22 protein-coding genes and 3 pseudogenes are annotated in these 25,872 nt (G+C 60.2%); 14 read left to right on the forward strand and 11 right to left on the reverse strand.

What is annotated here, in order from left to right:
- Nucleotides 1-639: 639 nt before the first annotated feature.
- Complete coding sequence (locus H1204_RS07565; RefSeq protein WP_180730612.1) at nucleotides 640-2,043, reverse strand: hypothetical protein; 1,404 nt, start codon at nucleotides 2,041-2,043, stop codon at nucleotides 640-642.
- Nucleotides 2,044-2,714: 671 nt separating this feature from the next.
- On the opposite strand from H1204_RS07565, the gene H1204_RS07570 reads away from it, so the two are divergent.
- Nucleotides 2,715-2,882: a hypothetical protein gene (locus tag H1204_RS07570; protein ID WP_180730613.1), complete on the forward strand. Its 168-nt coding sequence runs from the start codon at nucleotides 2,715-2,717 to the stop codon at nucleotides 2,880-2,882.
- A 1,892-nt stretch (nucleotides 2,883-4,774) separates the two neighbouring features.
- Here the strand turns inward: H1204_RS07570 and H1204_RS07575 are convergent.
- Nucleotides 4,775-5,011, reverse strand: a complete 237-nt coding sequence (locus H1204_RS07575; protein WP_243468571.1) for a hypothetical protein — start codon at nucleotides 5,009-5,011, stop codon at nucleotides 4,775-4,777.
- A gap of 137 nt (nucleotides 5,012-5,148) precedes the next feature.
- Between H1204_RS07575 and H1204_RS07580 the strand changes: the two genes are divergently transcribed.
- Nucleotides 5,149-5,400, forward strand: coding sequence for a hypothetical protein (locus H1204_RS07580; RefSeq protein WP_180730614.1), 252 nt, complete (start codon nucleotides 5,149-5,151; stop codon nucleotides 5,398-5,400).
- 261 nt (nucleotides 5,401-5,661) lie between these two features.
- Here the strand turns inward: H1204_RS07580 and H1204_RS07585 are convergent, their stop codons facing one another.
- Together H1204_RS07585 and H1204_RS07590 are read right to left on the reverse strand one after the other, a co-directional pair.
- Nucleotides 5,662-6,840 (reverse strand): YncE family protein, encoded by a 1,179-nt coding sequence (locus H1204_RS07585; protein WP_180730615.1) that lies wholly within the window; start codon nucleotides 6,838-6,840, stop codon nucleotides 5,662-5,664.
- A gap of 62 nt (nucleotides 6,841-6,902) precedes the next feature.
- Complete coding sequence (locus H1204_RS07590) at nucleotides 6,903-7,715, reverse strand: creatininase family protein (protein ID WP_180730894.1); 813 nt, start codon at nucleotides 7,713-7,715, stop codon at nucleotides 6,903-6,905.
- Nucleotides 7,716-8,224: 509 nt separating this feature from the next.
- Here H1204_RS07590 and H1204_RS07595 point away from each other — a divergent pair.
- The gene (locus tag H1204_RS07595) at nucleotides 8,225-8,797 is read left to right on the forward strand and encodes a cytochrome b/b6 domain-containing protein (RefSeq protein ID WP_180730616.1); all 573 of its coding nucleotides are present in this window, start codon (nucleotides 8,225-8,227) and stop codon (nucleotides 8,795-8,797) included.
- Between the two features lie 17 nt (nucleotides 8,798-8,814).
- On the opposite strand, the gene H1204_RS07600 is transcribed toward H1204_RS07595, so the two are convergent.
- Nucleotides 8,815-9,447, reverse strand: a complete 633-nt coding sequence (locus H1204_RS07600; RefSeq protein ID WP_180730617.1) for a phosphatase PAP2 family protein — start codon at nucleotides 9,445-9,447, stop codon at nucleotides 8,815-8,817.
- A gap of 772 nt (nucleotides 9,448-10,219) precedes the next feature.
- On the opposite strand from H1204_RS07600, the pseudogene H1204_RS51170 reads away from it, so the two are divergent.
- Nucleotides 10,220-10,525, forward strand: a pseudogene (locus H1204_RS51170) (hypothetical protein); the annotation flags it as partial.
- 150 nt (nucleotides 10,526-10,675) lie between these two features.
- On the opposite strand, the gene H1204_RS07605 reads toward H1204_RS51170, so the two are convergent.
- Both H1204_RS07605 and H1204_RS07610 read right to left on the reverse strand, forming a co-directional pair.
- Complete coding sequence (locus H1204_RS07605) at nucleotides 10,676-12,043, reverse strand: ATP-binding protein (protein WP_180730618.1); 1,368 nt, start codon at nucleotides 12,041-12,043, stop codon at nucleotides 10,676-10,678.
- On the reverse strand, nucleotides 12,040-12,702 hold the full coding sequence (locus H1204_RS07610) for a response regulator transcription factor (protein ID WP_180730619.1): 663 nt from the start codon (nucleotides 12,700-12,702) through the stop codon (nucleotides 12,040-12,042). The genes H1204_RS07605 and H1204_RS07610 overlap by 4 nt, the downstream gene beginning before the upstream one ends.
- 165 nt (nucleotides 12,703-12,867) lie before the next feature.
- Between H1204_RS07610 and H1204_RS07615 the strand changes: the two genes are divergently transcribed.
- The 3 genes and pseudogenes from H1204_RS07615 to H1204_RS07625 all read left to right on the forward strand — a co-directional run.
- The gene (locus tag H1204_RS07615) at nucleotides 12,868-13,242 is read left to right on the forward strand and encodes a cytochrome b562 (protein ID WP_180730620.1); all 375 of its coding nucleotides are present in this window, start codon (nucleotides 12,868-12,870) and stop codon (nucleotides 13,240-13,242) included.
- A gap of 45 nt (nucleotides 13,243-13,287) precedes the next feature.
- Nucleotides 13,288-13,854, forward strand: a complete 567-nt coding sequence (locus H1204_RS07620) for a cytochrome b/b6 domain-containing protein (RefSeq protein WP_180730621.1) — start codon at nucleotides 13,288-13,290, stop codon at nucleotides 13,852-13,854.
- A 197-nt stretch (nucleotides 13,855-14,051) separates the two neighbouring features.
- Nucleotides 14,052-15,337: pseudogene (locus tag H1204_RS07625) on the forward strand (IS1182 family transposase); the annotation flags it as partial.
- Between the two features lie 13 nt (nucleotides 15,338-15,350).
- Here the strand turns inward: H1204_RS07625 and H1204_RS51175 are convergent.
- Nucleotides 15,351-15,620: pseudogene (locus tag H1204_RS51175) on the reverse strand (cation transporter dimerization domain-containing protein); the annotation flags it as partial.
- Between the two features lie 336 nt (nucleotides 15,621-15,956).
- On the opposite strand from H1204_RS51175, the gene H1204_RS07635 reads away from it, so the two are divergent.
- Complete coding sequence (locus H1204_RS07635; RefSeq protein WP_243468572.1) at nucleotides 15,957-16,388, forward strand: RidA family protein; 432 nt, start codon at nucleotides 15,957-15,959, stop codon at nucleotides 16,386-16,388.
- Between the two features lie 97 nt (nucleotides 16,389-16,485).
- Here H1204_RS07635 and H1204_RS07640 read toward each other — a convergent pair whose 3' ends face one another.
- The 3 genes from H1204_RS07640 to H1204_RS07650 form a co-directional block, all read right to left on the reverse strand.
- Nucleotides 16,486-17,799 (reverse strand): FAD-binding oxidoreductase, encoded by a 1,314-nt coding sequence (locus H1204_RS07640; RefSeq protein WP_180730623.1) that lies wholly within the window; start codon nucleotides 17,797-17,799, stop codon nucleotides 16,486-16,488.
- Nucleotides 17,800-17,850: 51 nt separating this feature from the next.
- Entirely contained in the window at nucleotides 17,851-19,221 is a 1,371-nt protein-coding gene (locus H1204_RS07645; protein WP_180730624.1) for a glutamine synthetase family protein, read from the reverse strand.
- A 97-nt stretch (nucleotides 19,222-19,318) separates the two neighbouring features.
- Complete coding sequence (locus H1204_RS07650) at nucleotides 19,319-19,486, reverse strand: hypothetical protein (RefSeq protein ID WP_165576675.1); 168 nt, start codon at nucleotides 19,484-19,486, stop codon at nucleotides 19,319-19,321.
- 367 nt (nucleotides 19,487-19,853) lie between these two features.
- Between H1204_RS07650 and H1204_RS07655 the strand changes: the two genes are divergently transcribed.
- From H1204_RS07655 to H1204_RS07675, 6 genes are all read left to right on the forward strand, one after another.
- Nucleotides 19,854-20,321, forward strand: a complete 468-nt coding sequence (locus H1204_RS07655; RefSeq protein WP_131241964.1) for an Lrp/AsnC family transcriptional regulator — start codon at nucleotides 19,854-19,856, stop codon at nucleotides 20,319-20,321.
- 580 nt (nucleotides 20,322-20,901) lie between these two features.
- Nucleotides 20,902-22,542, forward strand: a complete 1,641-nt coding sequence (locus H1204_RS07660) for an APC family permease (protein WP_180730896.1) — start codon at nucleotides 20,902-20,904, stop codon at nucleotides 22,540-22,542.
- A 118-nt stretch (nucleotides 22,543-22,660) separates the two neighbouring features.
- Complete coding sequence (locus H1204_RS07665) at nucleotides 22,661-23,500, forward strand: polysaccharide deacetylase (RefSeq protein WP_180730625.1); 840 nt, start codon at nucleotides 22,661-22,663, stop codon at nucleotides 23,498-23,500.
- Nucleotides 23,497-24,570, forward strand: coding sequence for a C45 family peptidase (locus H1204_RS07670; RefSeq protein WP_198001218.1), 1,074 nt, complete (start codon nucleotides 23,497-23,499; stop codon nucleotides 24,568-24,570). Before H1204_RS07665 ends, H1204_RS07670 begins: the two co-directional genes overlap by 4 nt.
- A 32-nt stretch (nucleotides 24,571-24,602) precedes the next feature.
- On the forward strand, nucleotides 24,603-25,022 hold the full coding sequence (locus tag H1204_RS51100; RefSeq protein WP_198001219.1) for a VOC family protein: 420 nt from the start codon (nucleotides 24,603-24,605) through the stop codon (nucleotides 25,020-25,022).
- Between the two features lie 25 nt (nucleotides 25,023-25,047).
- Nucleotides 25,048-25,863: an SDR family oxidoreductase gene (locus H1204_RS07675; RefSeq protein ID WP_180730626.1), complete on the forward strand. Its 816-nt coding sequence runs from the start codon at nucleotides 25,048-25,050 to the stop codon at nucleotides 25,861-25,863.
- Nucleotides 25,864-25,872: the final 9 nt, after the last annotated feature.

Genomic DNA, 25,872 nt, shown 5'->3' on the forward strand with positions numbered 1-25,872 from the left:
TGCTGACGTCGGCTCCGCGACAAGTTCGAACGGCGGCTTGGTTCCCGTTGGGAAGTCAGCAGACGACCCGTTCCTGCCCTTCAGTTAGTTTCTGCGAATGTCATCACAGCGCTCAAAAGCAGCCACAGCAGGAAGCCCGTGGAGATCAGGTGTTATGCCAAGCGGGGGATGCCGGCGCTGATTGTGAGCTCTTTCAGCGTCGTCGGGCCCAATTGCCGGTGAACGGATTGGGGGGCATATACAGCCCCTGTCACCGTCGGCTGGTGTGCGGAGCAGTGGTCATCTTCGATGGGGATTTACGGTATTTTCCTGCTAACGCCCGCCTTCGCATGCGAGCGTTCGGACGGCACTATCCCGATGAAACCAGGGGGTATGCAACCGCGACCGCAATGGGATGCGCCCGCGCGAAAAAACAAATAAATCAATGATCAGTATCCCTCGATTTGTCGCACTGTGCGACAGCTGCGGGCTCCACGCTGGCACAGCAAATCAAGAACGGTATCGGTCTGCTCGCCTCGGGCTCGCAGAGCGAAGATCAGTCGCTGCGATCGCGCGCCTGGAGAAGGTGCGTCTGCCGGGATGGGATGTCGCGCTTCGTGCGTGACTCTCGTTTGAGCCACTCCGAAAAATGAGTGCGCATCAAAGCGTCGCGATATCCTTCAGCCGATCAATGTTCGATGTCACAGCGACCTGGTACAGCTCGATGAAACGGTTGATCTTCTCGTGTGGTTTTTTCGACGGCGACGCGAAGCTCTCGATCAACTCTTTCGTCACGTCAGCGCGCGTCTTCATGTGCGACATCTTGCGAATCACTTCGGCATTGTCGTCGTGCGACACACTCTTGTACTTTTCCTTATCGACCTTGTACGCCTCAAGCATCAGCCGGACCTGGGGTTTGCCGGAGCTCAAATCGATCGCCAGCTTCCCTTCGAGCAGCCAGGCGATGATGTCCCATGGCATGTGCTTGAGTGTCGAACAGACCTCGACTTTGTGCGTCTTGAAGATCACCGTATTCGTCTTGTCGACGATCGGCGCCTTGTAGGCCTTCGCCGCGTCAGGGTTGCGGCTCGCGAGCCGCGTCGGCGCCTGGAGCGACGGAATGACCCCGTGCTTGTACAAAAGTTCGTACAGCGCTTTGCATCCGTCACCGGCCGGTTTGTGCAGAGCGCGATCGACCTCGCCGTCGGCATAGACTTTCGCGAAATCGACTCCACCTTTCTTCAGTTCACTGCAGGACTGCTTGACCTGTGCGGCCAGCTTGTCGAGCCGCTGGACGTAGGACTTGTATTGCAGATTTTCTCCGCCGAGCTTCAGTTCCATCCTCGTGACTTCATCGACCGTCTGTGTCATACCTGTGCACTCGTCAGTGCGGTAGTACCAAAGCAGGAAAGTCACCATCGCTTTGTACTGCGCGTGATCCGGGATCATACGCACCTCCGGACCGCCAGAAGGGAACACGTGTACCTTGAATCCTTTCGCCGGAATCTGGCTGATCGGCAGTGAATCGCTTGACATCGTCATCGCGCCGAAGATCATCGTGTTGTTCAACTTCTGGGGGGCGACCTGAAAGAAGTAGCCTTGCTTCTGGGCCTCGGCCGTGAGGAGCGCGACGTATTCGTCGAAGCACTTCTTCAGCAGGACCGCGTCGCGCACGATCGAATTCATCTGCTTGGCGTCGCGCGGGGTGACGTAATTGTTGGTGAATGAAATGAGCGCGTGCCGCTTCAGGGAAACGAACAGTTCGACTTCGAACACGCCCACTATCGTTTTGATTTTGAGTAGCGTTGACAGTTGGCTTTTGCTCGACCTGTCCTCGTAAGCAAATCCAATGATCGGAGAGAACAGCGCCTGGTACTGGGGATCCTCGAATTTGGTTTTCGCGTTCGTGAAGTCAATCGCGCGGTCTTTCAGGAACGTCTTCAAGTGTTCGACCGTCGCGAACTCGAACGCGATTTTCGATTCGATCAGACAGGTCTGGAAAGCTTGGTCTCCGTACGATGGGTTCGGCGCGGTGGTCTTCTGGTTGGCTATCGTCAGCGTCATCGCGGTTCTCCTGATGCTCGGCGGCCAGCGCATCCGATGCACGCACGCGCCGCTAGGACCAGCAGTCCGCGCCATCTCCCTTTTGACGTGAACCGGCGCTAGATGCTCGACCTAGTTTCATGGATTTAGCGCGATTGCATGATCCTCGACGGGGAGTGCAACGCCTTCGCGCAATCAAAAGTCCGATCGGCCGTTACAGGCTAAATTTAGTAGCGACGTTCGTCATCGTGTCGAACGGCACAGCGATAACGCGTTCGCCCCCTTGGCTCTTAACGATGATAGTTCATTGTTCTGTGGTTTTTGTTCCGGGAAGCGATTTGTCACGCGGACAGCATAAAGCGGTCCTTTCCGCGGAGGCGCATCGTCTCCAAGGGTTCGCTTACAGCAGATGCCCATCTGACGCGGGGGGCTGCCATTGGGTGTGCAGCGCTGCGCAGCGGCTCAAATTGCGAAATTGCGCAATTTCGCAAAGTGGCGTTGCGCTCCTTATCAGAGCGCCCGGATAGCAGGGGGCGAGACGGGCCGGCCGGAAGCCTCTAGTCCGCCAGAAACGCAGTGGCGTTGGCAACCTTACAGCGTAGCATGGACGACCAAAGGGATTTGCGCCGCTCGTCGCCGATTTCAGACCATGGCAAAAGCGTCACGCCTGCCGTGCGGCACTGACCGAATACATGCGCGAGCGCGTCCCGCTGGACTGGGCGATGACTCAAAGCAACCTCGGGGTCGCACTCTTGAGGTTGGGTGAGCGCGAAAGCGGCACGACCCGGCTGGAGGAGGCAGTGGCGGCCTGCCACGCGGCGCTGACCGAATACACGTACGAGCGCGTCCCGTTGGCCTGAGCGATGACACAGCCCAATCTCGGGAGCGCTTTGCGGGCTCTGGGCGAGCGGGAAAGCGGCACGGCCCTTCTAGAGGAAGCGGTGAAAGCCATCGAATCTTCGCGTAGCGAATATCACGTAGCGAAATCGGCGTGCCGGCATCGCTCTATTTGATACCCACGCCGCTGAGTCATTGGGGCTGCTAACAGGCCGACCAGGCGCCCGCAAACAACTGCTCGGCGCTCGGGTGCGGCTCGGCGGCGATGAACTCGTGGTTTTCACCGCCGGGCGCCGACAGCCTGATGTCGACGACGCCGTGGTCGCCACCCGGGCGCTCGGGTGTCGGTTGACCGTGGTGTGGGCCTTGCCTGTGACCAGGACAGTTTCGATCTTGGTCATGATGAATTCCTTGATGGATAAGGGGGGTCGGTGGTGCTAACTCGTATGCGCTTTAATCTCATGCGAAGCATGAAAGAGTTAGGCGATGGCAATCGCATAAAACTTGATCACATACGGGTTTTGATAGGGCGAACGAGGCCCCTGCGATGACCATCATGACGCCGCTTGAGCGGGATGCGTGTCGGCTGGCATTTTTTCGCCACCTGTTTTGTCGTTGTTATAGCCGCAACCCGGCGGGGAAATCGGACAGATTGACCCTGTCACATGCCGTGCCGTTATGTATGATGATGTCCTTTATCGCACAAGGACTGGCACAGAATTTTCTGCGGGCCGGCCGCTCCCCGTCTCGCCATTGCCAGTGCCCTTTGACGCGTCATCGATCGCTGCCACGCACTTCGCCAAATGGCGATTCCCCACTCATCAACGGACGTTCGCGATGCGACTGCGAAGGACCGTTCGTGGCCGAGAGCACCAGTTCAATGAAGGTGCTGTAGGGCAGCCGTTGAAATTTTCAGCGGCTGCTTTCGGGCGACTTCCGTGAATGAGCACAGTCGGCCATGAAGGGACGTTCGCCCGGTGTGCCACTCGGACATTCAGACGGCGGCTCCGCTCAGCTACCGGCCATTCGATCGCCGAGAGCACGTGGTACTTCGGCAAAAGCTGACGTTAACCAGTGACTCATTCAGCGGCCGTTGTGCGTCGCTTCGCCGCCAACCGACGTCAAGCTCGGGCGCATGTCAGAGATGACCGTCCGACATAGGCAGCGAACGCCCCTCAACAGACGCTGAGGCTGGTGGGAAGCAAACATCCGTTGGGTAGTGCGGATTCAACCCGCCGATCGAACCGTGCCAAGTATGCACTTCGGTTTTCGATACGCCCCGGTCGCCAAGCTTATTTGATTGCTTTACGCCAAAAGAGCAAGTATGCCGATGCGCAGGATACGGCGAGCAAAATTGCCCACATCGGGGCCAAACTGATCAGAACAGCGCTGACGGGTAACATTTGGATTACTAAGGAAAACGAATAACGATTTTGGACAGGCATCTGCTGCACCTGGAATGGACGATCGGACCGAACATTGTGGTTCCGAGTAGCGATGAGTTAATGCTACATCGCTACCTGGTGGTGAATCCGTGGCGTCCTGTCGCACCGTCATTGATTCACGTCAAAGGTTGAGTCACGGCCGAATTTGAAGGCCCACGGTAGATGTTTTTGGACTTGATGCACTGTGCAAAACGCGAATTACCGTGCAGAAACAGACCTTGGATAACTCTGATCGGATGGCCGTTTGGCGTTGTGAGGCTGTCACTCACGTCAGTTGATTCGCGTGATTATTACGGGTCGATTTTTCCCGGCCGCGTTGGACAGCAGTAGACCGTACCGGACATGTGAGACAAGGCCGCACGTGTCACTCGAGCGTCCGTCGCATTGTGCATTCCGGACGCTCGGTTTAAGCAGGTGACGACATTCAACTCAACCGTCCGTGGCGAATAGATATTCCACAAGCCAACCTTTTATTGAGCGCGACAACGTTTTTTATCGAAGAAACCATCCGCGTCGCTTTCCAGACCGATACCACTGACGTATTCGATATGGACGATGTGGTTCGTGTAGTTGCTCATGACTTGTCGCCACCCGAGGATGATTTCGAGCGCGTTCTGGCGCGTGTAGCCTGCTGCGAGACAGGTGTCGATATAGGCGTCCGGAACGAAGCCGCGTTCGCGAACCACAATCGTCGTAAATCGATGCAATGCTTCAGTCCGTGGAATGACGAATGGCTTACTGTACGGTTATGATAGTTGGAGCGAATTCTCGAAACCGCGGCACATCGAACCCTTAGGACTGACGCCGCGAACCTCGCGCTATGCGGGACATTCTGGAGAATGCCATGTGGGAAAGAGCCAATTTCAAGGGTTTTGAGGTTTGGGTGATGCCAGTCCTTGCATACGGACCGCCAGCAGACGACACTCCGTACCATTATGGCGGATACGTTTGCCATCTAGGGGCCGATGTTCGTATGGCCGACCAGCGCACCCAATTCTTCGAACTCGCGAAGTTTTTCGCGACAGCAGATGAGGCTCGTAAGGCCGCATACGCGGAGGGACGCGGTCTGGTCGAAACGCTCATCGGTGATGATTGAGCCGGCTGTCCACATCCGAGTCCAGCCAGGCGCCCTATGGAAGCATCCTGCCATAGTTGCGTTGGTGGGTGGCCCGGTCAGCGGCCGTTGTGCGTTGCTTAGCCGCCAACCGACAAACAGTTCACGTGAATCTCAACTGTGACCGTTCCGCAAGGGGCATGAACGATCCATTCCTGCCATTTTCCTCTTCATCGCGAATGGACGCAAAGCGCTGTATCCCCGTCTTTTGATTCCCGCTCACCGACCGCTGCCCGGCCCCCCTCAACGCATGTTTCCGGTATGGCCAAGCGAATAGCGCCCTGGCTGCGGCCATACCGTCAGCCCGTGCGGCTCCATGCCGACAGGAATCGATTTGACGGTACCGGTGGTCGTGTCGATCGCGTAAACGACGTCGTCGTAGCGGCCAGACAGCCACAACGTCTTACCATCCGGACTGACGTTGCCCATGTCGGGACTGCCGCCGCCAGGGATCGGCCAGGTCACGAGCACCTTGCGCGAGGTGAAGTCGATCACTGAAACGCTGCCTTTACCGTGGCGCGGCCCGTGAACGAGGTTCGACCCGCGATTTGCGACATACAGCCTTGCGCCGTCGCGGCTGGGATAGAGGCCGTGAGTACCGATGCCGGTCTTGATGAAGCCGGTCTTTGTGAAGCCATCGCCGTCAACGAGGTACACCCCGTCGGCCATCATGTCGGCGACGTAGAACACCTTTCCATCCGGCGAAACGCGGATGTCCTGCGGCATGCCTTTCTTTGCGAGTTCAAGGTAGCCGACCACCTTGCGGTTCACCAGGTCGATCTTGGCCAGCTTGCCGCCAAACTCGCAGGTGAAAAGAGCGTACTTGCCGTCGATGGAAAAGTCGGCGTGGTTGATGCCCTTGCATTGCGGGACATCGAGGCTCGAATTCAGCACCATCGTGTGCGGGTCGCGGAAGTCCAGTCGCGCATGCGCTTCGGCCACCACGATCGCTTCCTTGCCGTCGGGTGTGAAGTACATGTTGTACGGGTCGTCGACCGTTACTTCCTTGCCGGGCTTGCCCGTTTTCGGATCGATCGGCGTCAGGCTGCCGTCGGTACGGCCTTCGGCATTGTTGGCGACCCACAGCGTCTGTAGGTCCCACGAGGGCACGACGTGCTGCGGACTGCGGCCAACGGGGAATTTGTCGACAACCTTGTACGTGGCCGGGTCGATCACATACACGTCGTTCGAGCGCAGGTTCGGCACGTAGACGCGTGACAGCGCGCCTGCCACCGCGGCGCTCATACGGCCGGATTGCGCCTCGCTGTATAGATTGTCCTGGTGCACCACGGGCGGCATGCCAGGCACCGTCGTGACGGCGGGTGCGGCGACAGCATGGTCGGCGCTGTAGCCGGCGAGCGCGACCGCAACGGCCGTTGCGAGGCTAGGGAAGCTCGAACGACGACGAAAACGCATTTGCATGACTCGGTCCATTGTCGGCGGGATGGGGTGACGGGATATGCGGTGCGATGATGTTAAACACATCAACGGCCAGCGGATTCTTTCCTGATGGCTTCGATCGTGCGCGACACTATTGCGTCGGTGCCCAATTTGCCGAGTTCGACGGTCGAGTGCCGCGGATCGCCACCATAGACGCCTTCGGCCGCGCCGGGTTTCGGGGCGCTCTTCAGCTTGTCCAGCCTCACCATCTGCGGTGCGACCGCGAGCAGCAGCGACGTGTCGGAGAGCCCCGCGTGCGTGCCGATTTCGCCGTCGGACACGCCGTGTTCGCGGAGGATCTGCGCATAACCGTCGGAGCTGGTGCCGTAATATTCGGGCGGCACGAACGCGTGTGCGCCGGAACCGGCCCATGCTTTGTTGAGTTGAGCTACGACCCGCCGAACATCGTTCTGGTAGCCGCCGTGATCGCCGAGAAAGACGATGTTCTTGAAACCGTGAATCTTGAAGCTGTTGGCGGCAGACTCCAGGGTCGCTTCAAATACGACGTCGGGCACAGTGATCGTGCCCGGGAAACGCATGTGCGAGGTTGGCGGAGCGTAACTGCCCTCAGGCACATAGGCGACGACCGGCGCGACGATTGCGTTGCCAAGGCCTTCCGCGATGCGTTCGGACAAAGTCTTGACCCGCACGTTGTGCTTGCCGAGTGCGACATATGGTCCGCTTTGCTCGGTCCCGCCTATCGGGATGATGATGGTCGTTTTGCCCGCGTGAATGTTGTCGCGTAGTTCAGTCCAGGTCATGTCCTCCAACTGCACCGTTCCAGGCACCTGCGCCACTGCGGCGTGCGTGAGAGCGAAAACAATCGCTGCGACAGCAGCTCGTGACAAGAGTTTCATGCGAATTCTCGAAGGGAAGTGGTGGACGTCGTGGCGATCATTCTCGCTTTTAACGATCTCACGCCATCCCCAGTTGACTAGAAGGGCATGCCTCACCCTGGGACGCTCGGTCGCACCTTTCAACAACATCACACCTCCTGCTGCGACGGACTGGCCGAAATCTTCAACTGAGCGGACAGAACTTTGTAATGCCCAACTGGCGGAAGATGGCCGGGCGTACGCATTCACCCAACATGTGCCGGAAAGCTGTCATTGACGACTCCAGCGTGCGCTCCGGAGAACGTCCACCGAACTGATGATGGACGAAACCAGCCATTCGACCGCGGGGCCAATGGGACACTGAGCGGTCCAGTAAGCATTAGTATTCGGACACTCCACCGCTGCTGCGCTTGCTCGTGACGCAACAGTGAATGAAGGACGATAATGGGCTGGCTACGCGACTGGCCGTTCGTCCCCAATAATGCGGATTGCCCGATTGACGTCCAGCTGGTCAGCAGTGGGGATGCACCATGGTGAAAATTTCTGGCACACGCTACGGTTCGCTCGCCCAGTTCTTCCACTGGTGCACGGCAATCCTTGTTCTCGTGGCGTTCATGCTTGGGCCCGGCGGACCGGAGGAACGCGTTTATTCGTCCGTCCACGAGTTCGACAGGCGACTCCATGAGACATTGGGACTGTGCGTGTTCACGCTGACTGTCATCCGCCTGCTGTGGCTGACAATCGATGTTCGACCCGAGGCTCCCCCGGTTTCGCGCTGGATGGGTGTCATGGCAACAGTCGTCCAACGACTGCTGTATCTGCTTCTCCTTGCACTTCCGGTGACCGCGGTCGTCGGCGCGTGGCTCGAAGGACACGGTCTGACTCTTATCTTGGGATTCGAAATCCCGCCGTTAATCGGCACATCACATGATGCAGGCTCAACCTTCGCATCGGTCCACAAGTGGCTCGGCGACGCGGTCATGTGGCTTGCGGGACTTCACGCGCTCGCTGCCCTTTACCATCATATCGTCCTCAAGGATGACGTCCTGATTACCATGCTTCCACGCTGGCTTCCAGTGGGACGGGGAAGAACTGTCCGATGAGCACAGAAACGTCCCTCTCAGAAGCGTTTGGAAAATCCGACTGTCAACCCGTGCGGGAGAATCTGGACGAAAACCGGCGTCTCCCATGTGGTCGCGAAATAGCCGACGGCTGTACCCAAAGCCCAGCCCGCGAGGACGTCGGTTTGCCAGTGTGCCTGCGCCTTCATCCGGGCCACTGCGTCATAGGCGGGCAACAGTTCGAGCGCCCAGACCCAAGGGTAACGTCGCCCGTAGTTGACGATAAACGGCGTCACGAAACTGGCCTGCAAGGTGACTTCTCCGCTGGGGAAGCTGTCGCCACCGCTCACGAACCACGCGTTCGGCCCCTGTCCGCTATTGGGACGCGCGCGGCGAAACGCGTATTTCATGCCCTGCGCGGCAACCGCGGATATCGCCTCGGCATCCGCCGTTTGCCAGAAAGTATGACCAAGCTCATTGTCGTTGCCCAGCCAGAGCGCGCCGCCCGCTGCAATGGCGATCGCCGAATACTCGAGCGCCAGCTGGACATTGCGGCTCCAGATGCCACTCTGGTCGTATGCCAGCTCATGGTCGAGACCTGCGTGAGCCGTGAGGCTTGCAAAGCTTAGGGCTGTGGAAAGGATCAAACGCTTGCAGGCGCGGCTCAAGAACGTCAGTGACCTGATCGACATGGCAACCCCCTCCTTATGCCAACCTGGCGGCATGCGCTCCGCGGAGCACACCGGTGCGCCTCGCAGGGAGGCAATCCAAAGGAACGCGTCGCGATTCAACGGACCCGTCCAACATGACGGTTCAGTGGATCACTCGGCCACCAGAGCTCACATCCCGTGAATCTACCCGACAGCCGGAGGTGCAGTAACACCAGAGGCCGGAAGCGACATACACCGGCGACGCGAACGCCATCGTTGGAGGAGATCAGAATGTGACGTTGTCGTAGCGCCGACCTGTAGGAAATGAGCGCAAGACCTCGTGCACCGATCATGGCAATGAGCACGACCAGAATCACGGCGATTCGAAAGGTCGTCGTTTCGAAGGTTGATTCTGGGACATCGAATAGCCCTATCAGCACAAGAACGATTGCGTCAAGCACGGTAGCTGCGATTGAGGCAACCATCAGGTACGCCCTGAGCGATTCAACTCTCGTGGAACTCAATTGATCTCTCAAAAGGTGGTTGGCGCGAGCAAGTTGCCGTCACCACAAATGCGGGCGATGCTTGCAATCTGCAAGGAAAAACACGATGAAAATTCTGTTGAAAGAGTATTCGCCGAATCTGAAGGTTAGATTAAGAGCGCGCAGATGTAGCGCGTTTCCAACCGTACCACTCGATGCGATCGTTGCTCGAAGTGAACAGCATATTCGTGCAACAACTGCTGCTTACGAGAATGATTACCACTACGCCAGATCACCAGCGCGGGCTCCGACTGCACAGACGATGATGCGGGCTGTTTCCAGGCCGGATTCACGGATCGCCGCATTTGTCCACGTGCCAATACACCCGCCAGGCCCACCGCTGGCAGGATCGATTGGGCCTGACGAGGCGGCCTACGGAACGCATATCAACGACGGACCAAAGCGTCGCTGATTTGCCGCCGCACGAAATACCGGTGGGCGATACAACTGCGACCTTGCAATACAAAATTGGAAGTACAGTTCGATACTTCGGCATGCTTGAGATGTTTGTGCGGCCCGAAGGCCGAGACACAGTCGGGCCCGGACGGGAACCGGTTCTATCCGGCCATTTCCGGTGAACGATCGATGTACTTGTGTCGCCCCTGTGCGTGTGCCTGGAATTGGATAGTTGCAGCTGCGATGGCGCTGTTACTCCCTATTTCACTGGGATGAGCGCCCGCTTCGTGGAGTCGACAAATAGTCTGGGGCCGGAGATTATGGGGTTCGCTTCATGTCTCCGGTCTAACGGGGTCAGGCAAAGGCAAACCGACGCGCACACCGAATCCCTTACCGTCCATTCCTGCCGTGTAGTCCAGCTTCCCGCGCAATTGGGCGACGATGCGCGCGACGATCGACAGGCCCAACCCACTTCCTTTCTCGACGTGGCTCGTGCCACGAAAGAAGCGATCATGCAGTCGTGACAGGTCCTCCTCGGGGACACCTGGGCCGTCGTCTCGCACCTCCACGTATATCGAGTCGGCGTCGTTCCAGGTAGCGATTTCGACGCGGCCCTGCACGTGCCCGTACTTGATCGCATTGTCGACGAGATTGTCGAGCAGCATGCGCACCAGCGCGGGCGGCGCACGCACGATGGTCGCCCCGTCGGACCGCTGCGTCAGCGACATCTGCTTGTGGTCCGCATGGCCATGCTGATCGGCGATGCATGCCCTGGCCATGTCCGCGAGATCGACCCGCGCGCTGGGAAGCGGCGTGGTTTCCTCAAGCCGGGCCAGCGCGAGCAACTGGTCGGCGAGATGCGTGCTTCGGTCCACGGCTTCCACCACTCGTTGCATCGCACGCCGCTGACGCCCCGGATCACGCGCGGTGAGCGCGACTTGCGCCTGGACCTTGATCGCGGCGAGCGGGGTCTTGAGTTCGTGCGCCGCGTCGCTGGTAAACGCACGCTCGCGGTCGAGCGACCTGCGCAGACGTTGCAACAGCGTATTGAGCGCAGCGACCAGTGGAAAAACCTCGTCGGGAACGACTTTGACCGCAATGGCATCGAGATTATCCGGCGACCGCGCCTCGATCGCCTCGGATAGCGTGCGCAAGGGTGTCAGGCTGCTGCTGATCGCGAGCCAGACCAGCGCGGCCAGCACCGGCAACGAAAACGCGAGTGGCCGGGCGATGCGCTGCGCGATCATGGTGGACAGTTCGGAACGATGCGTGCGTTGCTCGAAGACTCGCACGGTACGGTCGCGCGTGGTGTCGCCAAATACGTAAACGTGCCACTTCGCATCGTCTATCCGCACCGGGCCCGATGCGCCGGCCAAACGTGTCGGCAGGCCCGACGAAGACAGGCCAGGGCTGGCGGCCAGTATCCGTCCGTCAGCAGTGGCAACCTCGAACAGCAGTCGCGTCGACGCATCGTTGTCTCCGTCGTCGTCAACAGGGTCGAGGCTTGCCTTGGCAAAGGCAGACACGTCGCGCGGGTCGACGACGAGTAACGCACGGGCGATCAGTTTGACGCGAGTTTCGTCCCATTCCTCGACTTCATCGATCGCTTTGTGATAGCTCGAATATAGCGAGTACGACCAAACCAGCGCGACGCCGGATAACACAAGCAACGTCAGCTTTCGCCGGATCGAGTGCGTCACGAAGCCTTCTCCATTACATATCCGACACCGCGGATCGTACGGATCAATTGCGCACCGAGCTTCTTGCGGAGGTTCGAGACATGCACCTCGATCGCATTGCTTTCGATCTCCTCGTTCCAGCCATATAGACTGTCCTGAAGGCGCGCGCGGGAAAGAGGGCGGCCCTGGCTCGCCAGCAGTTCGACCAGCAGTGCGCACTCGCGCGAGGTAAGCGCGATGCGCTCGCTTCCGCGCGTGATCGTCAGGCGCTCAGGATCGACCAGCAGGTCGCCGTATTCGATCGTGTCGGTGCTGCGGCCCTGCGAGCGTCGCACCAGCGCGCGGCAGCGCGCGATCAGTTCCGTCAGATCGAACGGCTTGCCGAGATAGTCGTCGGCACCGGCGCTCAGGCCGCTCACCCGATCGGCGACGGTGTCGCGGGCGGTCATGACGAGCACCGGCGTATGGTCACGGCGCCTGCGAATCCAGTCGAGCAGTTCGGTCCCCGATATGCGGGGGAGGCCAAGATCGAGTATGACCAGGTCGTATGGCGTGGTTTCCAGCGCCAGTTGCGCCTGCTTGCCGTCGTACGCCCAGTCGACCGTCATGCCCGCCTCGATCAGGCCGTCCTCCACTCCGCTGCCAATCAGCTTGTCGTCCTCGACGAGCAATACGCGCATCGTGTCGTGCTCCTGTTTGTTCCGGCAAAGCGTTCATTTCTGCAACGATACGCGCTTGCATGAATATGTATCAAGCACGTCCCCCGGTATGGCCCGTCCTTAAGATTCCGTTAACCTGACGGTCCCAAGCTCGCGGGCATTGACTGTCGCTACCGGATGACGCCTATGGCCAAGTTGATGCGCCGCCTTCATTTCCACACGTTGTTGTGCGTTTCGCTGCTTGCGGCCGCGCCGCTGGCCCGCGCCGGCGAGATCAAGATATTGATGAAGGACATGAAGCGGGCCATGCAGGGCGCGATGGACAGTACCACGATGCCCGAACTGAGCACCTACGTCGCCAGGCTCGAAAGCGATGCGCAGCAGGCGAGCCGCCAGCCTTATTACAGCGACCAGCCCACCTACGACGAAGGCATGCAGGCGCTGCGGCAGGAATTGACCGAGGTCGACCGCGCTATCCACGCGAACGATATGAACGCCGCCAAGCGGGCATTGCGCACGATCAATGATACGAAGAAGCATTACCACGACCTGCTGGGCTGACAGGCATGAGCGCTCGTTCGCTCATTCGAACAGGAATACCGTTCCATGAAACAAGTATCCCGTTATCCTTTGTCGATTAGCCTGCTGCACTGGCTGCTGGCCCTCGCGCTGATCGGCAACCTGATCGTCGGCTGGATGCTCGACGACAACGAGGATCTGCTTGCGTTACACAAGTCGATCGGCATCATCATCCTTGGGCTGGCGTTGCTCCGCGTCGCGAACCGGCTGCGTATGCAGCGTCAGCTGCCGCCCTCGACCAACGCGGCCGGCACGCCTGCCTATCTGGCCGAAAAGATTGTCCATCACCTGCTTTATATGTTGATGCTCGCCATTCCGCTGCTCGGGTGGCTGAAGACCAATGCGGCTGGACACGTAGCCAGTTGCTTTGGGCTCTTCTCGCTGCCGACGCTGGTACCGAAAAGCCACGAGTTGTCGCGCTGGCTAGGACAGTTGCATTCGCTGACGGCCTATGGGTTGGCTGTACTTGTCGGCTTGCACATGCTCGGCGCGCTGGCGCACCGGGTACTCAAGTCGGAAAACATTCTTTCTCGCATCCTGCCTTTGCCCACGCGCGTCGTTCAGCAGAAGATACCAACGAGTCGTCGAGGTTGAGCCGCAGGCACGGCGTTCAGCGCAATCTTCGCTCCGAACACACCGTTATAGGCTCCTTGGCAATTCTGATGTGACCGGTATTGCCTTGGGAGCGGCCACTTTCGTTGCCGTGGCCTGAGCGGCGGCAACGGGTCGAGCGTGTGTGAAAACACGCTGATCACCTAACCTGGATTAACTCGTTCAGCATGGGTGACCGGATGAAGCGATTCATTGAAGGTGAAGATCGCAAGCAGGTGACACTGCTTCCGGAGTGCCTGGATGACTTCGTTGCTGAAGACAATCCGGTCAGACTCAGCGAGGCGTTTGTTGAAGACCTTGACTTGCATCACTAGGCTTCGATGGCGCGATGCCATCGACTACTGGTCGCCCGTCCTATCATCCGGGCGTGCTGCTGAAGTTCTATATCTACGGCTTCCTGAATCGGGTCCAGTCGAGCCGCCGCCTGGAACGTGAATGCCAGCGAAACGTTGAATTGATGTGGCTCACGGGACGTTTGGCGCCGGATTTCAAGACCATAGCTGACCTCCGTCGTGACAACGGCACTGGCATTCGCAACGTGTGCGGCCGTTTCGTGATGCTGTGCCGTGAACTGAAGCTGTTCTCGCAAGCACTGGTCGCCATTGACGGCAGCAAGTTCAAGGCAGTCAATACACGCGATCGCAACTTCACCGAAGGTAAGGTTGACAAGCGCCAGAAGCAGATCGAAGAGAGCATCCAGTGTTATCTGAATGCGCTGGAGACCGCAGATCGTACTTAACCCGCAGAGCTGGAAGCGAAGACGACCAGGCTGAAGGACAAGATCGAGCGCTTGCGCGAACAGATGCGAAACCTTGAGCAGATCAGGGAGCAACTCCAGACTGAGCCTGACGGTCAGCTCTCGACGACCGATCCTGATGCACGCGCTCCATGGCGACTAGCGGCAAAGGCTCAGGAATGGTGGGCTACAACGTACAGGTAGCAGTAGACGCCAAACACCACCTTATCGTCGCTCACGAGGTCACAAATTCTGGCAGCGACCGGGCGCAGCTTGGCCCCATGGCAAAAGCTGCACGCGAGGGGCAAGACCAGACTGCGGGCAGTCGCCGATCGTGGCTACTACAGTGGGCCTCAAATCAAGGAGTGCGCCGATGCGGGGATTGCGGTCATGCTATCGAAGCCGACAACATCAGGCGCGAAATACCATGGCCGTTTCGACAAGGCAGACTTCATCTACATCGCGCGGGACGACGAGTACCTCTGCCCGGCTGGAGAAAGGGCAATTTACCGTTACACCAGCGAGGAACACGGATTGCAGCTACTCCGTTACTGGAGCAGCGCCTGTTCGCAATGCGCAATGAAGCCAAAATGCACTCCGAGCGACCAACGACGGATAAGTCGATGGGAGCATGAGTCGGTGCTGGAAGCAGTTCAACGTCGACTGGACAAGACACTTGAAGCGATGACCGTGCGCAGACGAACCGTCGAACATGTCTTCGGAACGGTTCACAACGTAACGATCAAGCCGCCGGACGAAGTCTCCGGTCAAGGCGTGACGCATCGGCGTCGCCCAACGCAGGCACGGGAACAGGATCGATATGCGTCATCACATTGAGAACCGGATGTTTGCCCATGAGGCTACGCTGGACTGCAGTGGCAATGTCGTGGCCTTCAACAATCGACAGGGCTGCATCGACCTCGATGTGCACATCGACCATGATCATGTCACCCATCTTTCGGGTGCGAAGATCGTGAAAACCCGCGACGCCCAACGTTTCGCTCAACGTTTCGCTCCGTTTGAAACAGTCGTGCGTTGCGGCAAAATGATCTTCGTCAGCGGCCAGGCAGCCATTGTGAAGGGACAGTGTGCTCATCCCGGCGATATCCTTGGCCAGACCAGGCAGGCGATGCAGCAGGTCGGCCGCGCGCTGGCTGCCTTCGGGGCGACTTTTGATGATGTCGTCAAGGTCAATCGCTGGTACGTTGGCCGTGGGCGCGTCGAGGATTTCGAGCCTGCGGCGCTTGCGTGCGCTGCGCACTTCAATGAGCCTGGGCCGGCTGCAACGGGTATCCCGCTTGCGAACCTTGCGTACGATGGCGAGTTGATCAGGATCGAAGTGGTCGCGATGCTCGGTGAAGATGGCGAGCACCTGCCGCGCCGTCATGCCTGGCCCGACAGTCTGTGGGACTGGACAACGCATTTGCCTTACCAGCACGGCTTGAAATGTCACGACATGATCTTTCTAGGCGGGCAGGTTTCACTCGACAAGCAGGGTCGCGCGGTTAGCGCGGGCGACATGGAGCCCCAGACGCGTCAGGCAATGACGCATATCGGCACCATCCTTCACGAACTGGACGCAGGTTTTGCGGACATCTGCAAACTGACGACGATGTACGAAGGTCGTTGCGGCGTGGACGAACTCGACGTCAACAGACGTGTGCGGTCGTCGTTTTTCGAAGCGCCGCGCTTGCCGATGACCGATGTGCCGCAGCCCGTGCTGGCCTATCCCGGCATGATCATCGAGATCGACGCTTTCGCGGTGGTCGAGCCTGATTGACGGCACTGGCTTGTATGGGCGATACCGCGAACCGTGGTGATCTGTACGGACAGGTCACCTCGGGTCTATTGTCGCCGCAGTTCCCGGCGGTCAACCGCTAGCGAAGCCGCTCAAGCATCTGGTAATACCACATGCCAGCAGCGAGCAACGGATTGCCGATCACATCGCCCATCGGCACGCGAATGTGACGGCACGCTGCGAAAGTATCGAACTGCTCCAGCGTGCCCGTGATCGCTTCCGCCATGATTTCGCCCATGATGTGACTCGTTGCGACACCGTGGCCCGAGTAACCCTGGCAATACCAGACGTTATCCGAGAGCTTGCCGAGTTGAGGAATGCGGTTGACGACGATGCCCATTGCGCACGTCCACTGGTAATCGATCCGCACGCCTTTCAGACGCGGAAACGTGCGCTCGATATAAGGCAGCAGTTCTTGTGCAACATCGCGCGACATCTGCCCGGAATAATTCGCGCCGCCGCCGAATAAAAGGCGGCCGTCGGCCGTCATCCGGTAGTAATCGAGCACGAAGCGGCAATCGTATACCGCGAGATCGTGTGGATTGATCTGCCGCGCCCGTTCGCCGAGCGGCTCGGTCGCGACGATGCCGCCCATCGCGGGAAAGATCTTGCCGTCGAGCTGTTTGCGTTCGAGCTTGTGATACACATCGCCGGCAAGCAGGACCTGACGCGCGTTGATTCGCCCGCGCGACGTGACGACGGCAGGCCGCGCGCCATGAACGATATCGAGCACCTGCGAATGCTCGAAGATCAGCGCGCCGAGGCTTTCGGCCGCGCGGGCCTCGCCGATGCACAGATTCAGCGGATGCACGTGCATATTGCGGGTATTTTTCAGCGCGCCGGAGTACAGGTCGGTTTCGAGCAGCGCTTTCACGCCGTCGCGGTCGAGCAGTTCGACCGATGCGCCCATGCCGCGCCGTTGTGCCTCGTCATAGCTCGCTTCGAGTTCGCGCAGATGCGACGGCTTCATCGCTGCATGCAGATGGCCATGCTTCAGATCGCAGGCTATGCCATAGCGGCTAACGCGCGATTCGATGATCTCGTGTCCGCGCCAGCGCAACCGCCAGATGAAATCGTCGACGTCGTTGCCGAGCGTCGCGCGCATCTGCTTGCGCATCGCGTTGTCGCCGGACAGGCTGCCCGTGATCTGGCCGCCGTTACGGCCACTCGCGCCCCAGCCGATCTTGTTCGTTTCGACGATGGCGACTTTCAGGCCGCGCTCGGCGAGTTCGACTGCACTCGCTATACCCGTAAACCCGCCGCCGATGATCGCGACATCGACATGATGTTCGCCTTCCAGCGTGGGGTAATCGGTTTCGTGCGCAACCGTCGCGGTGTAGTAAGACGGGCTGCGTTCCGAGGCAGCCGCGTGAAGTGGAAGTGCGGCGTTCATGATGTTCCCGTTCAATGATGGTGACGATCAGGCGGTCCGGCGGCCCGGCTATCAGGCCTGGTTCAGATACCAGCGCCAGTCCTGTTCACCGACTTCGCCCATGAACTGCCGGTATTCGGCGCGCTTGATCGCGAGGAACACCTTCAGGAAAGCCGCGCCAAACGTGTCTTTTGCCCATGACGACTGTTCGAGTGCGTTCAGTGCACTCAGCCAGTCAGTCGGCAGCAGCGTGTTGGCCTGAGCGTAACCATTGCCTTCGACGGGCGCGCCGGGGTCCAGCTTCTCGCGCACGCCATAGTGCGACGCGGCGAGAATGGCGGCGGCGGCCAGATAAGGATTCGCATCGGCACCGCACACGCGGTGCTCGACGTGTCGGCTCGGCGCAGGGCCACCCGGCACGCGCAGGCTCACCGTGCGGTTATCGACGCCCCACGTCGGCGTGAACGGCGCATAGCTATTGGCCTGGAAGCGCCGGTACGAGTTCGCGTTGGGACAGAACAGCAGCATCGAATCCAGCAGACCGTGCAGCATGCCGCCCACCGCATGCCGCAGCATCGGCGTGCCCGCCTTGTCCTCGGAGGCGAACAGGTTGTCGCCCGCTTTATTGGCGAGGCTGACGTGCATGTGCATGCCCGATCCGGCAATTTCCGCAAACGGCTTCGCCATGAAGCACGCGCTCATGCCGTGCGCGTTCGCCACGCCCTTGACGATGCGCTTGTAGCGCACGGCGTGATCCATCGCTTCGAGAGCGGGGCCATGCTCAAGCGTGATTTCGACCTGACCCGGCGCGTATTCGGAAATCGCGGTGCGCACGGGGATGTGCTGTTCACGGCAAGCATCGTAGAGATCCTTCAGGAACGGCTCGATCTGTTCGAGTTCGCGCAAGCCATAGACCTGCGTGGTGCGTGGACGCCGGCCATCCGTATCGAGCGCGGGTTGCGGACGGCCTTGCGCGTCGGGCCGCGCATCGAGCAGATAGAACTCGAGTTCGCACGCCATCACGGGATACAGGCCATCGGCTTCGAGACGATCGACGATACGCGCGAGCAGCTGACGCGGGTCGGCGACGCCTGCGGGCAAACCTTCCTCAGGATGCATCTGCACCTGAACAGCGGCCGTCGGGATCTTGCGCCATGGCAAATGCACGAGACTGCCGGGCAACGGATATGCACGGCAATCGATATCGCCGACATCCCAGACGAGACCGCTGTCTTCCGTATCGTCGCCATTGATCGTCAGATTCATGATCGCGCTCGGCAGCGGGCGGCCGCTGCGATACACGGCAAGCAGTTCTTCGCGATGCAGCAGCTTGCCGCGCGGCACGCCCGCGGCGTCGACGATGAAAAGTTCGAACAGATCGATGTCGGGATGCTGTTCGAGAAACGTGAGGGCTTCGTGTTCGTGGGCGAATGTCGTAGGCATGACGGTGCTTTTTGCGCGTGAGCGCGTGCGTGGTCCGCCGCGCGATGCGGACGGCCGGGATCAATGAGTGACTGAAAGCCGCGTGTGCGGCCGGTGCTTACGAAGGGCGGCGCAACGGAGGGCGCGCGTGGCGGCAATGAAAGATCGCCCAGAACGCGAGGATCACATTCGACAGCGGATTGAGCGTGGCCGCTTCGACGCGCGTGTGCCGTCCTGCCGTGACCGGGCAATGGATGTCGCGAATCGGAAGGCTTGCCGTGTTCATGGAGGACTCGGGGTTAGGGCGGCGCGGAGCGCCAACCGACAAGGTACCGCACGCAACGCGCAGCATCGGATCGACGCTGTTGCGCATTGCAGACTGACGAACGGGCGTGCTCGTCACGCATGCGCTGTTTGTCGGATTGCGCATTTAATCTACTATGTGCTTCTGCAAATTGCAATGCGCTAAAATACGGACTAATAGTTGCGCAAATGTACGCGAGGCATCGACCGGAGTGTGGGAGAAACCTTGCCAGCGTGCAGTGGCGAGTCGCTGCGTTGCGTGATGTTTCTGTTAGCCTTCTGCGTTTGAAGCAAGTGGCGCGGCGTGTCCGTACGAGCCCGCTCTCCATTCAGATCGACAACTTCACACCATGCCGACTTCGATACTCGATCCTCTCGACTTTCAGATCGTTCGTGAATTGCAGGAAGACGGGCGGCGCGCATTCCGCGAAATCGCCCGCAACGTCGACGTGCCGGAAGCGACCGTCCGCACGCGCGTCAAACGCCTGCAGGAGCAGGGCATCCTGCAGATTCTCGCGTTCACGAATCCGTCGAAGCTCGGTCACGCCAAGCTGGCACTGCTGTTCGTCGAGGTCGATCCGAACGACCACGATCGCGCCGTCGACAATCTTGGGCGCTGGTCGGAGGTGAGTTATCTTTCGACCATCCTGGGTGGTGCCGATCTGTGCGTGCAGGTGCTATGCCGCGACGACGAGGACCTGTTCGCGTTGCAGCAGCGCATTCGTGCGCTGCCTGGCGTGCGAACCGTGCGCACCATGCACGAGGTCAAGGTCCACAAGATCCGCTTCACGATTCCACCCGTCGAACCGGAAGAGTGACGCGCAGCGGCGCTTTTTTGACTCGTTACATCGCTCCTCGCCTCAGACGCGTTGCGCAAAACACACGGTAAAAGTCTGCGCAACGCGTAGCACCCACGCTCCAATCTGGCGCAATTCTCCCCTCCCGCGCCAGTTCAGAAATCTCCCCATTTCCTCGTTCACGCGGGCCAAACCCGCGCGGGCATTGACGCGTTCTCGCTTCACGAAGCGCCCGCACGCGCCGGGTCTTCACGCCCGGTGACGGTGCGTCGCGCCCTGTTTTTGCGCAAAAATAAAAATTTAGATCTTGTGAATGAGCAATGCGCAGCTATTAGGGTTAAAAAGTATACACATGCGCAATTTTAGGGCTTAGGATTCACTCATCGCGAGCTCGCCGTCGTTCAACCCCCGAGATGAGAGTGACATCCATGCGAACAGCTTTTTCAGGTGCCCCACTGAATGTGGGCGCTGTGTCAGCGGGCCGGCGGCAGGACGGAGCGGCATTGCTGCGCGCCTCGAGCAATCCCTGTGGTCGCCTATTCAAGGGAAGCGTTCACGCTTCCCATCACGCGGCTCCCACGTCGCAGCAGGGAGAGCGATGATGAGCGTGCAAGAAGACATCCTGTCGGCACAGGAAACTGGCCGCGTTGCAGCGGCGGAGGATCAGGTGTCCACGCGACATGAACTGCATCGCAATCTGACGTGGAAGGACGCCTTCTGGGTGACGAGCGGCGTCCCTGTCGGCGTGCTTTTCACGATTGGCGGCGTGGCGGCGACCATCGGCCAGCCCGCGTGGCTGATCTGGGTGCTGGCGATCCTGATCGGCTTTGCGCAATGCTTCACCTACGCAGAGATTTCCGGCCTGTATCCGCACAAATCGGGCGGCGCGTCGGTGTATGGCGCGCTGGGCTGGGTGCGCTACAGCAAGTTCGTCGCGCCCGTGTCGGTGTGGTGTAACTGGATTGCGTGGTCGCCGATGCTCGCACTCGGTACGAGTCTCGCTGCGGGCTACATGCTGAGTTGTCTGTTCCCGGCGAATGCCGTGATCAATACCTGGCACCTCACGCTCGTCGATCTCGGCTTCATCACGAAGGGCCTGACGCTGCGCATCAACGCGACGTTCCTGCTCGCGCTCGCTTTTCTGTTGATCGCGTTCAAACTGCAGCACGCGGGGGCGTCGGCGGCGGCGAAGACGCAGCGCATTCTCGGTATTGCATCGCTTGCTCCGCTGCTGGTCGTCTCGCTGGTGCCGCTGATCACGGGCGACATGCCGTCCACACACTTCCTGCCGATGCTGCCGCTCACGCACGACGCCTCCGGCGCCGCCGTGATGGGCCACTGGAACGCGGCGGGTGTCAGCACGGCAATGGGCGCGATGTTCCTCGCGTGCTGGTCGACCTTCGCGTTCGAAACGGCCGTCTGCTACACGCGTGAATTCCGCAATCCGCAGAAGGACACGTTCAAGGCGATCTTCGCGTCGGGCCTGTTGTGCCTGTTCATGTTCATCGCCGTGCCGATCGCGTTTCAGGGCGAGCTTGGATTGAAGGGCATGCTCGCGCCGAGCGTGGTCGACGGCTCCGGCGTCGGCGCGGTGATGGCGAGTTTCGTCAACGGCGGCCCGGTCGTGTTCAACGTGATCGTCGTGATGATGGTGCTGTCGATCCTGCTGCTGGTGATGACCTCGATGATGGGCTCGTCGCGCACGCTGTATCAGGCATCCGTCGATGGCTGGCTGCCGAAGTACCTGTCGCACGTCAACGAACACGGTGCGCCGACGCGCGCGATGTGGACCGACCTCGGCTTCAACCTGATCCTGCTGTTGATGTCCGACTACATGACCGTGCTCGCGCTGTCGAACGTCTGCTACATGATCTTCGTGTTCCTGAACCTGCAATCGGGCTGGATTCACCGGCTCGATCGCGCGGACTGGCCGCGTCCGTATCGGTGCCGCAACTGGCTGCTGGGACTGGGCGCGCTGTGCGGCTTCGTCGATCTCGCGTTTGTCGGCGCGGGTGCGAACTTCCAGGGCGAGAACACCTTGCGCAATGGTCTGGTGGCGATGTTGCTGATCGTCCCCGTGTTCTTCTTCCGACATTACATCCAGGACAAGGGCCACTTTCCCGAGTCGATGCGGCGTGACATCGAACTGCCGCATCCGCGCGCCGGCATTCTGCCGTATCTCGCGCTTGCCGCCGCCGTGGCCATCGTGTGGATTTCCGCGAAGCTGACTGTGATTACCTAACCCGCTTTTTTCCCCATCCGAGCAACGTTCAGCAGTGCGTTCGGCGATAGCCGGCGCACTGTCGGGGGACTGTTTTCGCCGTTTTTCGATTCAACCTGCAACAAGCGAGTCAAACACCATGACGACCCCAAACGCCGCCACGCTGAAGTGGCCCAATACGAAATCGACGGCGGTGTCGCTGACGTTCGACGTCGATGCCGAAGCCGGCTATCTCGGCGAGAGCGCAGCCTATGCGCGCCGTCTGACAAGTCTTTCCGAAGGACGCTTCGGCGTGGTGCGCGGCGTGCCGCGTATCGTCGAACTGCTGCGCCGTCATCGCATCCACGCGACGTTTTTCGTGCCCGGTTATACGGCCGAACAGCATCCACAACTGATCGAGTCGTTGCTGAAAGACGGGCACGAAATCGGTCATCACGGTCATATGCATCTGCGCAGCGACAAGGTGTCCGTCGAAGCACAAGCCGATGAAATGCGCCTCGGTCTCGCGGCGCTGAAAAAAGCGGGTGCACCGAAACCTGCGGGCTACCGTTCGTCGTCGTGGGAACTGACGCCCGAAACGTTCGATCTCGTGCTCGACAACGGCTTCGTGTACGACTCCAGTTGCATGGGAGACGACCGTCCGTATCACGAGAGCTGGAATGGCCGCTCGATTCTGGAGCTGCCCGTGCACTGGTCGCTCGACGACTATCCGATGTTCGGCTGGACGATCGATAACGGCGGCAACTTCACGGCGCCGCGCACGCTGGTCGATACCTGGCTGGCCGAGTACGAATCCGCACGCCGCGACGGACGCCACACGACGTTCACGATGCATCCCGAAGTGATTGGACGCGGCGCACGTTTCGATCAGCTCGAACGCTTCGTCGAAAGGCTCGTCGCGGATGGCGACGTGTGGTTCGCGCGTCTCGACGAAGTGGCGAAGCACGTGACGCCGCAACTCGATCGGGTGGCAGCATGAGCTTCGTATTCCGTTCGACCCAGACCGAGCCGGCCGCACGCGGACGCGAATTCGGCGCCGCGCACGCGCGTCGTATTCATGCAGGCGTCGCGCGCTATCGCGCGTTGTTCGAGCGCGTCGCGCGACGCCCTGTCGACCTTCATGCGATGGGCGCGCAGGCGCTCGACTGCATTGCGCGCTTCGCTCCGCCGTTGCATGCGGAAATCGCGGGCATGGCGGAAGGCGCGGATATCGACGTGCGCCTGCTGGGCGCGATCAATGCGCGCACAGAAATTCTCGCTGCACTCAACGCACCATTGCGCGGCGAATGCTCGACGGTTGTGCAGGTCGATGCGCACAGCGCGCATCCTGTCGCCGTGCAGACGTGGGACTGGTATGCCGAATGCGCCGATCAATGGCTGACGTGGGAAATCCCACACGCCGACGGCCACGTCACGACTACGGTGACGGAGATCGGCATTGTCGGCAAGGCTGGCGTAAACGATCGCGGCATCGGCGTGCATTTCAACATCCTGCATCACGAGCGCGATGGCGCGACCATTGGCGTCCCCGTGCATGTCGCGTCGCGCTGGATGCTCGATACCTGCGGCGATATCAACCAGGCGTTGCAACTGCTGGCGTCGGCGGGGGTTTCCGCGTCGTCGTCGCTGACGGTGATTGCGGCGGCGGATAACGGCAGTACTGCCGTATCGGTGGAACTGCATCCGGGCGGTCCCGGCTTCGTGTTTCCCGATGCCAACGGACTGCTCGTGCACACCAATCACTTTCTCTCGTCGCCGGCAGCGGCGGGCGATACCGAGCCGCGCCAGTACCCTGACACGCTGATTCGTCACGACCTGCTCACGCGCAGGCTTGGCGGTCAAGCGAAGCTCTCGGCGCTGCAGGTGATCGGCGCAATGAACAGCCACCTCGGCACGACGGGCGCGGTGTGCTGTCACCCCGATCCCGCGCTGCCGGAGGACGGCCAGTACGCAACGCTCGCCACCATCGTCATCGACGTCGCCAGCGGCACGCTTCGCGCGCTGCGCGGCGGCCCCTGCAATCACGTGCAGTTGCTCGCCGCAGCCTGACTTTCATTCACACAGAGAACAAGGAGTTCGCCATGCTCAAACTCAAGCGCATCGACAACATGGACATCCTGACGCCCAATGTGCAGCGTCTGGTCGATTTCTATCACGGCACGCTCGGCCTCGGCTTCTTCCTGCCGTATCAGCCGGAAGAGCAGTGGGCCGCGATCGAAATGGGCAACGTGACGCTTTATATCTTCCGCACGGAAGACGCGACGCCCGTCGAACGCCGCACGGCTGTGAACCTCAAGGACAAACCCGGCTTCGATTCCTTCGCTTTCGAAGTCGAGAATCTCGACGACGCGATCCGCGTACTCGACGGCAAGGTGCAATGGGTCACCGACGCGCCGATCGAATGGCAGCACCCGAATGGCACGCACTATCGCTATCGCCCGATGTTCGATCCGGACGGCAACATGCTGTACGTGACCGAGCCGCACAAGGTCGCTGCCTGAGTTATCGCGGAAGGGAATCATGGAAATGAACCAGACAACTCAACGCGCACCGGCGCGTCAGGCTCCCGAAACCGTACTCACGCTGTCGCCGGAGGCAGGGCGTCTCACCGGGCGTGTCGCGCTCGTCACGGGCGGCGGGCGCGGCGCGGGCCGCGCACATGCACGGCTGCTCGCGCTGCGCGGCGCAGCCGTGGTGATCGTCGATATCGACGCCGATGTGGCGCGTGCAACGGCCACGGAAATCGAGCAGGAGGGCGGCCGCGCGCTGGCGCTCACCGCCGACATCACACGCCGCGATCTCGCCGAGCGCGTGATCCACGAAGCCGCTGAACGTTTCGGCGGCATCGACATCCTCGTGCATAACGCCGGAATGATGTACTCGCTCACCGGCCTGGAGAAGACCGACGACGACAACTTCAACCAGCTGCTGTCGATCAACGTGCATGCGCCGCTCTTTCTCACGCGGGCCGCGCTGCCTTATCTGCGCAAGAGCCGCGCGCCGCGCGTGATCTTCATCAACTCGCAGTGGGGCCAGGTGCCTGACGGCCACTCGTATGGCTACATGGTCGCGAAGGCTGCGCAACTTGGCTTGATGAAGACGATGGCCAAGGAATTCGTCGGCGAAGGGATTCTCGTGAACGCGGTGACGCCGGGCGCGATTCTCACGCGCATGGTGCCCGACGAATACATCGAAGGCGAGCAGAAGGCGATACCGCTCGGCCGGCTCGCGCATCCGGAGGAGATCGCCAGCACGGTCGCGTTTCTCGCATCCGATGAGGCGGCGTTCATCGCCGGGCAGTCGATTCCCGTGAACGGCGGCGCGCTCGTCGTCGGCATCTGAATACAACAT

The organism is Paraburkholderia sp. PGU19 (genome assembly GCF_013426915.1).
Taxonomy (GTDB): domain Bacteria; phylum Pseudomonadota; class Gammaproteobacteria; order Burkholderiales; family Burkholderiaceae; genus Paraburkholderia.

Bases quoted from the DNA above. Each gene is read 5' to 3' on its own strand.
- H1204_RS07645 (WP_180730624.1), bottom strand. From the start codon at position 19,221: ATGCCTACGACATTCGCCCACGAACACGAAGCCCTCACGTTTCTCGAA.
- H1204_RS07675 (WP_180730626.1), top strand. From the start codon at position 25,048: ATGAACCAGACAACTCAACGCGCACCGGCGCGTCAGGCTCCCGAAACC.
- H1204_RS07650 (WP_165576675.1), bottom strand. From the start codon at position 19,486: ATGAACACGGCAAGCCTTCCGATTCGCGACATCCATTGCCCGGTCACG.
- H1204_RS07615 (WP_180730620.1), top strand. From the start codon at position 12,868: ATGGCCAAGTTGATGCGCCGCCTTCATTTCCACACGTTGTTGTGCGTT.
- H1204_RS07610 (WP_180730619.1), bottom strand. From the start codon at position 12,702: ATGCGCGTATTGCTCGTCGAGGACGACAAGCTGATTGGCAGCGGAGTG.
- H1204_RS07585 (WP_180730615.1), bottom strand. From the start codon at position 6,840: ATGCAAATGCGTTTTCGTCGTCGTTCGAGCTTCCCTAGCCTCGCAACG.
- H1204_RS07640 (WP_180730623.1), bottom strand. From the start codon at position 17,799: ATGAACGCCGCACTTCCACTTCACGCGGCTGCCTCGGAACGCAGCCCG.
- H1204_RS07620 (WP_180730621.1), top strand. From the start codon at position 13,288: ATGAAACAAGTATCCCGTTATCCTTTGTCGATTAGCCTGCTGCACTGG.
- H1204_RS07590 (WP_180730894.1), bottom strand. From the start codon at position 7,715: ATGAAACTCTTGTCACGAGCTGCTGTCGCAGCGATTGTTTTCGCTCTC.
- H1204_RS51100 (WP_198001219.1), top strand. From the start codon at position 24,603: ATGCTCAAACTCAAGCGCATCGACAACATGGACATCCTGACGCCCAAT.
- H1204_RS07635 (WP_243468572.1), top strand. From the start codon at position 15,957: ATGCTCGGTGAAGATGGCGAGCACCTGCCGCGCCGTCATGCCTGGCCC.
- H1204_RS07670 (WP_198001218.1), top strand. From the start codon at position 23,497: ATGAGCTTCGTATTCCGTTCGACCCAGACCGAGCCGGCCGCACGCGGA.
- H1204_RS07665 (WP_180730625.1), top strand. From the start codon at position 22,661: ATGACGACCCCAAACGCCGCCACGCTGAAGTGGCCCAATACGAAATCG.
- H1204_RS07655 (WP_131241964.1), top strand. From the start codon at position 19,854: ATGCCGACTTCGATACTCGATCCTCTCGACTTTCAGATCGTTCGTGAA.
- H1204_RS07600 (WP_180730617.1), bottom strand. From the start codon at position 9,447: ATGTCGATCAGGTCACTGACGTTCTTGAGCCGCGCCTGCAAGCGTTTG.
- H1204_RS07660 (WP_180730896.1), top strand. From the start codon at position 20,902: ATGAGCGTGCAAGAAGACATCCTGTCGGCACAGGAAACTGGCCGCGTT.
- H1204_RS07595 (WP_180730616.1), top strand. From the start codon at position 8,225: ATGGTGAAAATTTCTGGCACACGCTACGGTTCGCTCGCCCAGTTCTTC.
- H1204_RS07580 (WP_180730614.1), top strand. From the start codon at position 5,149: ATGTGGGAAAGAGCCAATTTCAAGGGTTTTGAGGTTTGGGTGATGCCA.
- H1204_RS07565 (WP_180730612.1), bottom strand. From the start codon at position 2,043: ATGACGCTGACGATAGCCAACCAGAAGACCACCGCGCCGAACCCATCG.
- H1204_RS07570 (WP_180730613.1), top strand. From the start codon at position 2,715: ATGCGCGAGCGCGTCCCGCTGGACTGGGCGATGACTCAAAGCAACCTC.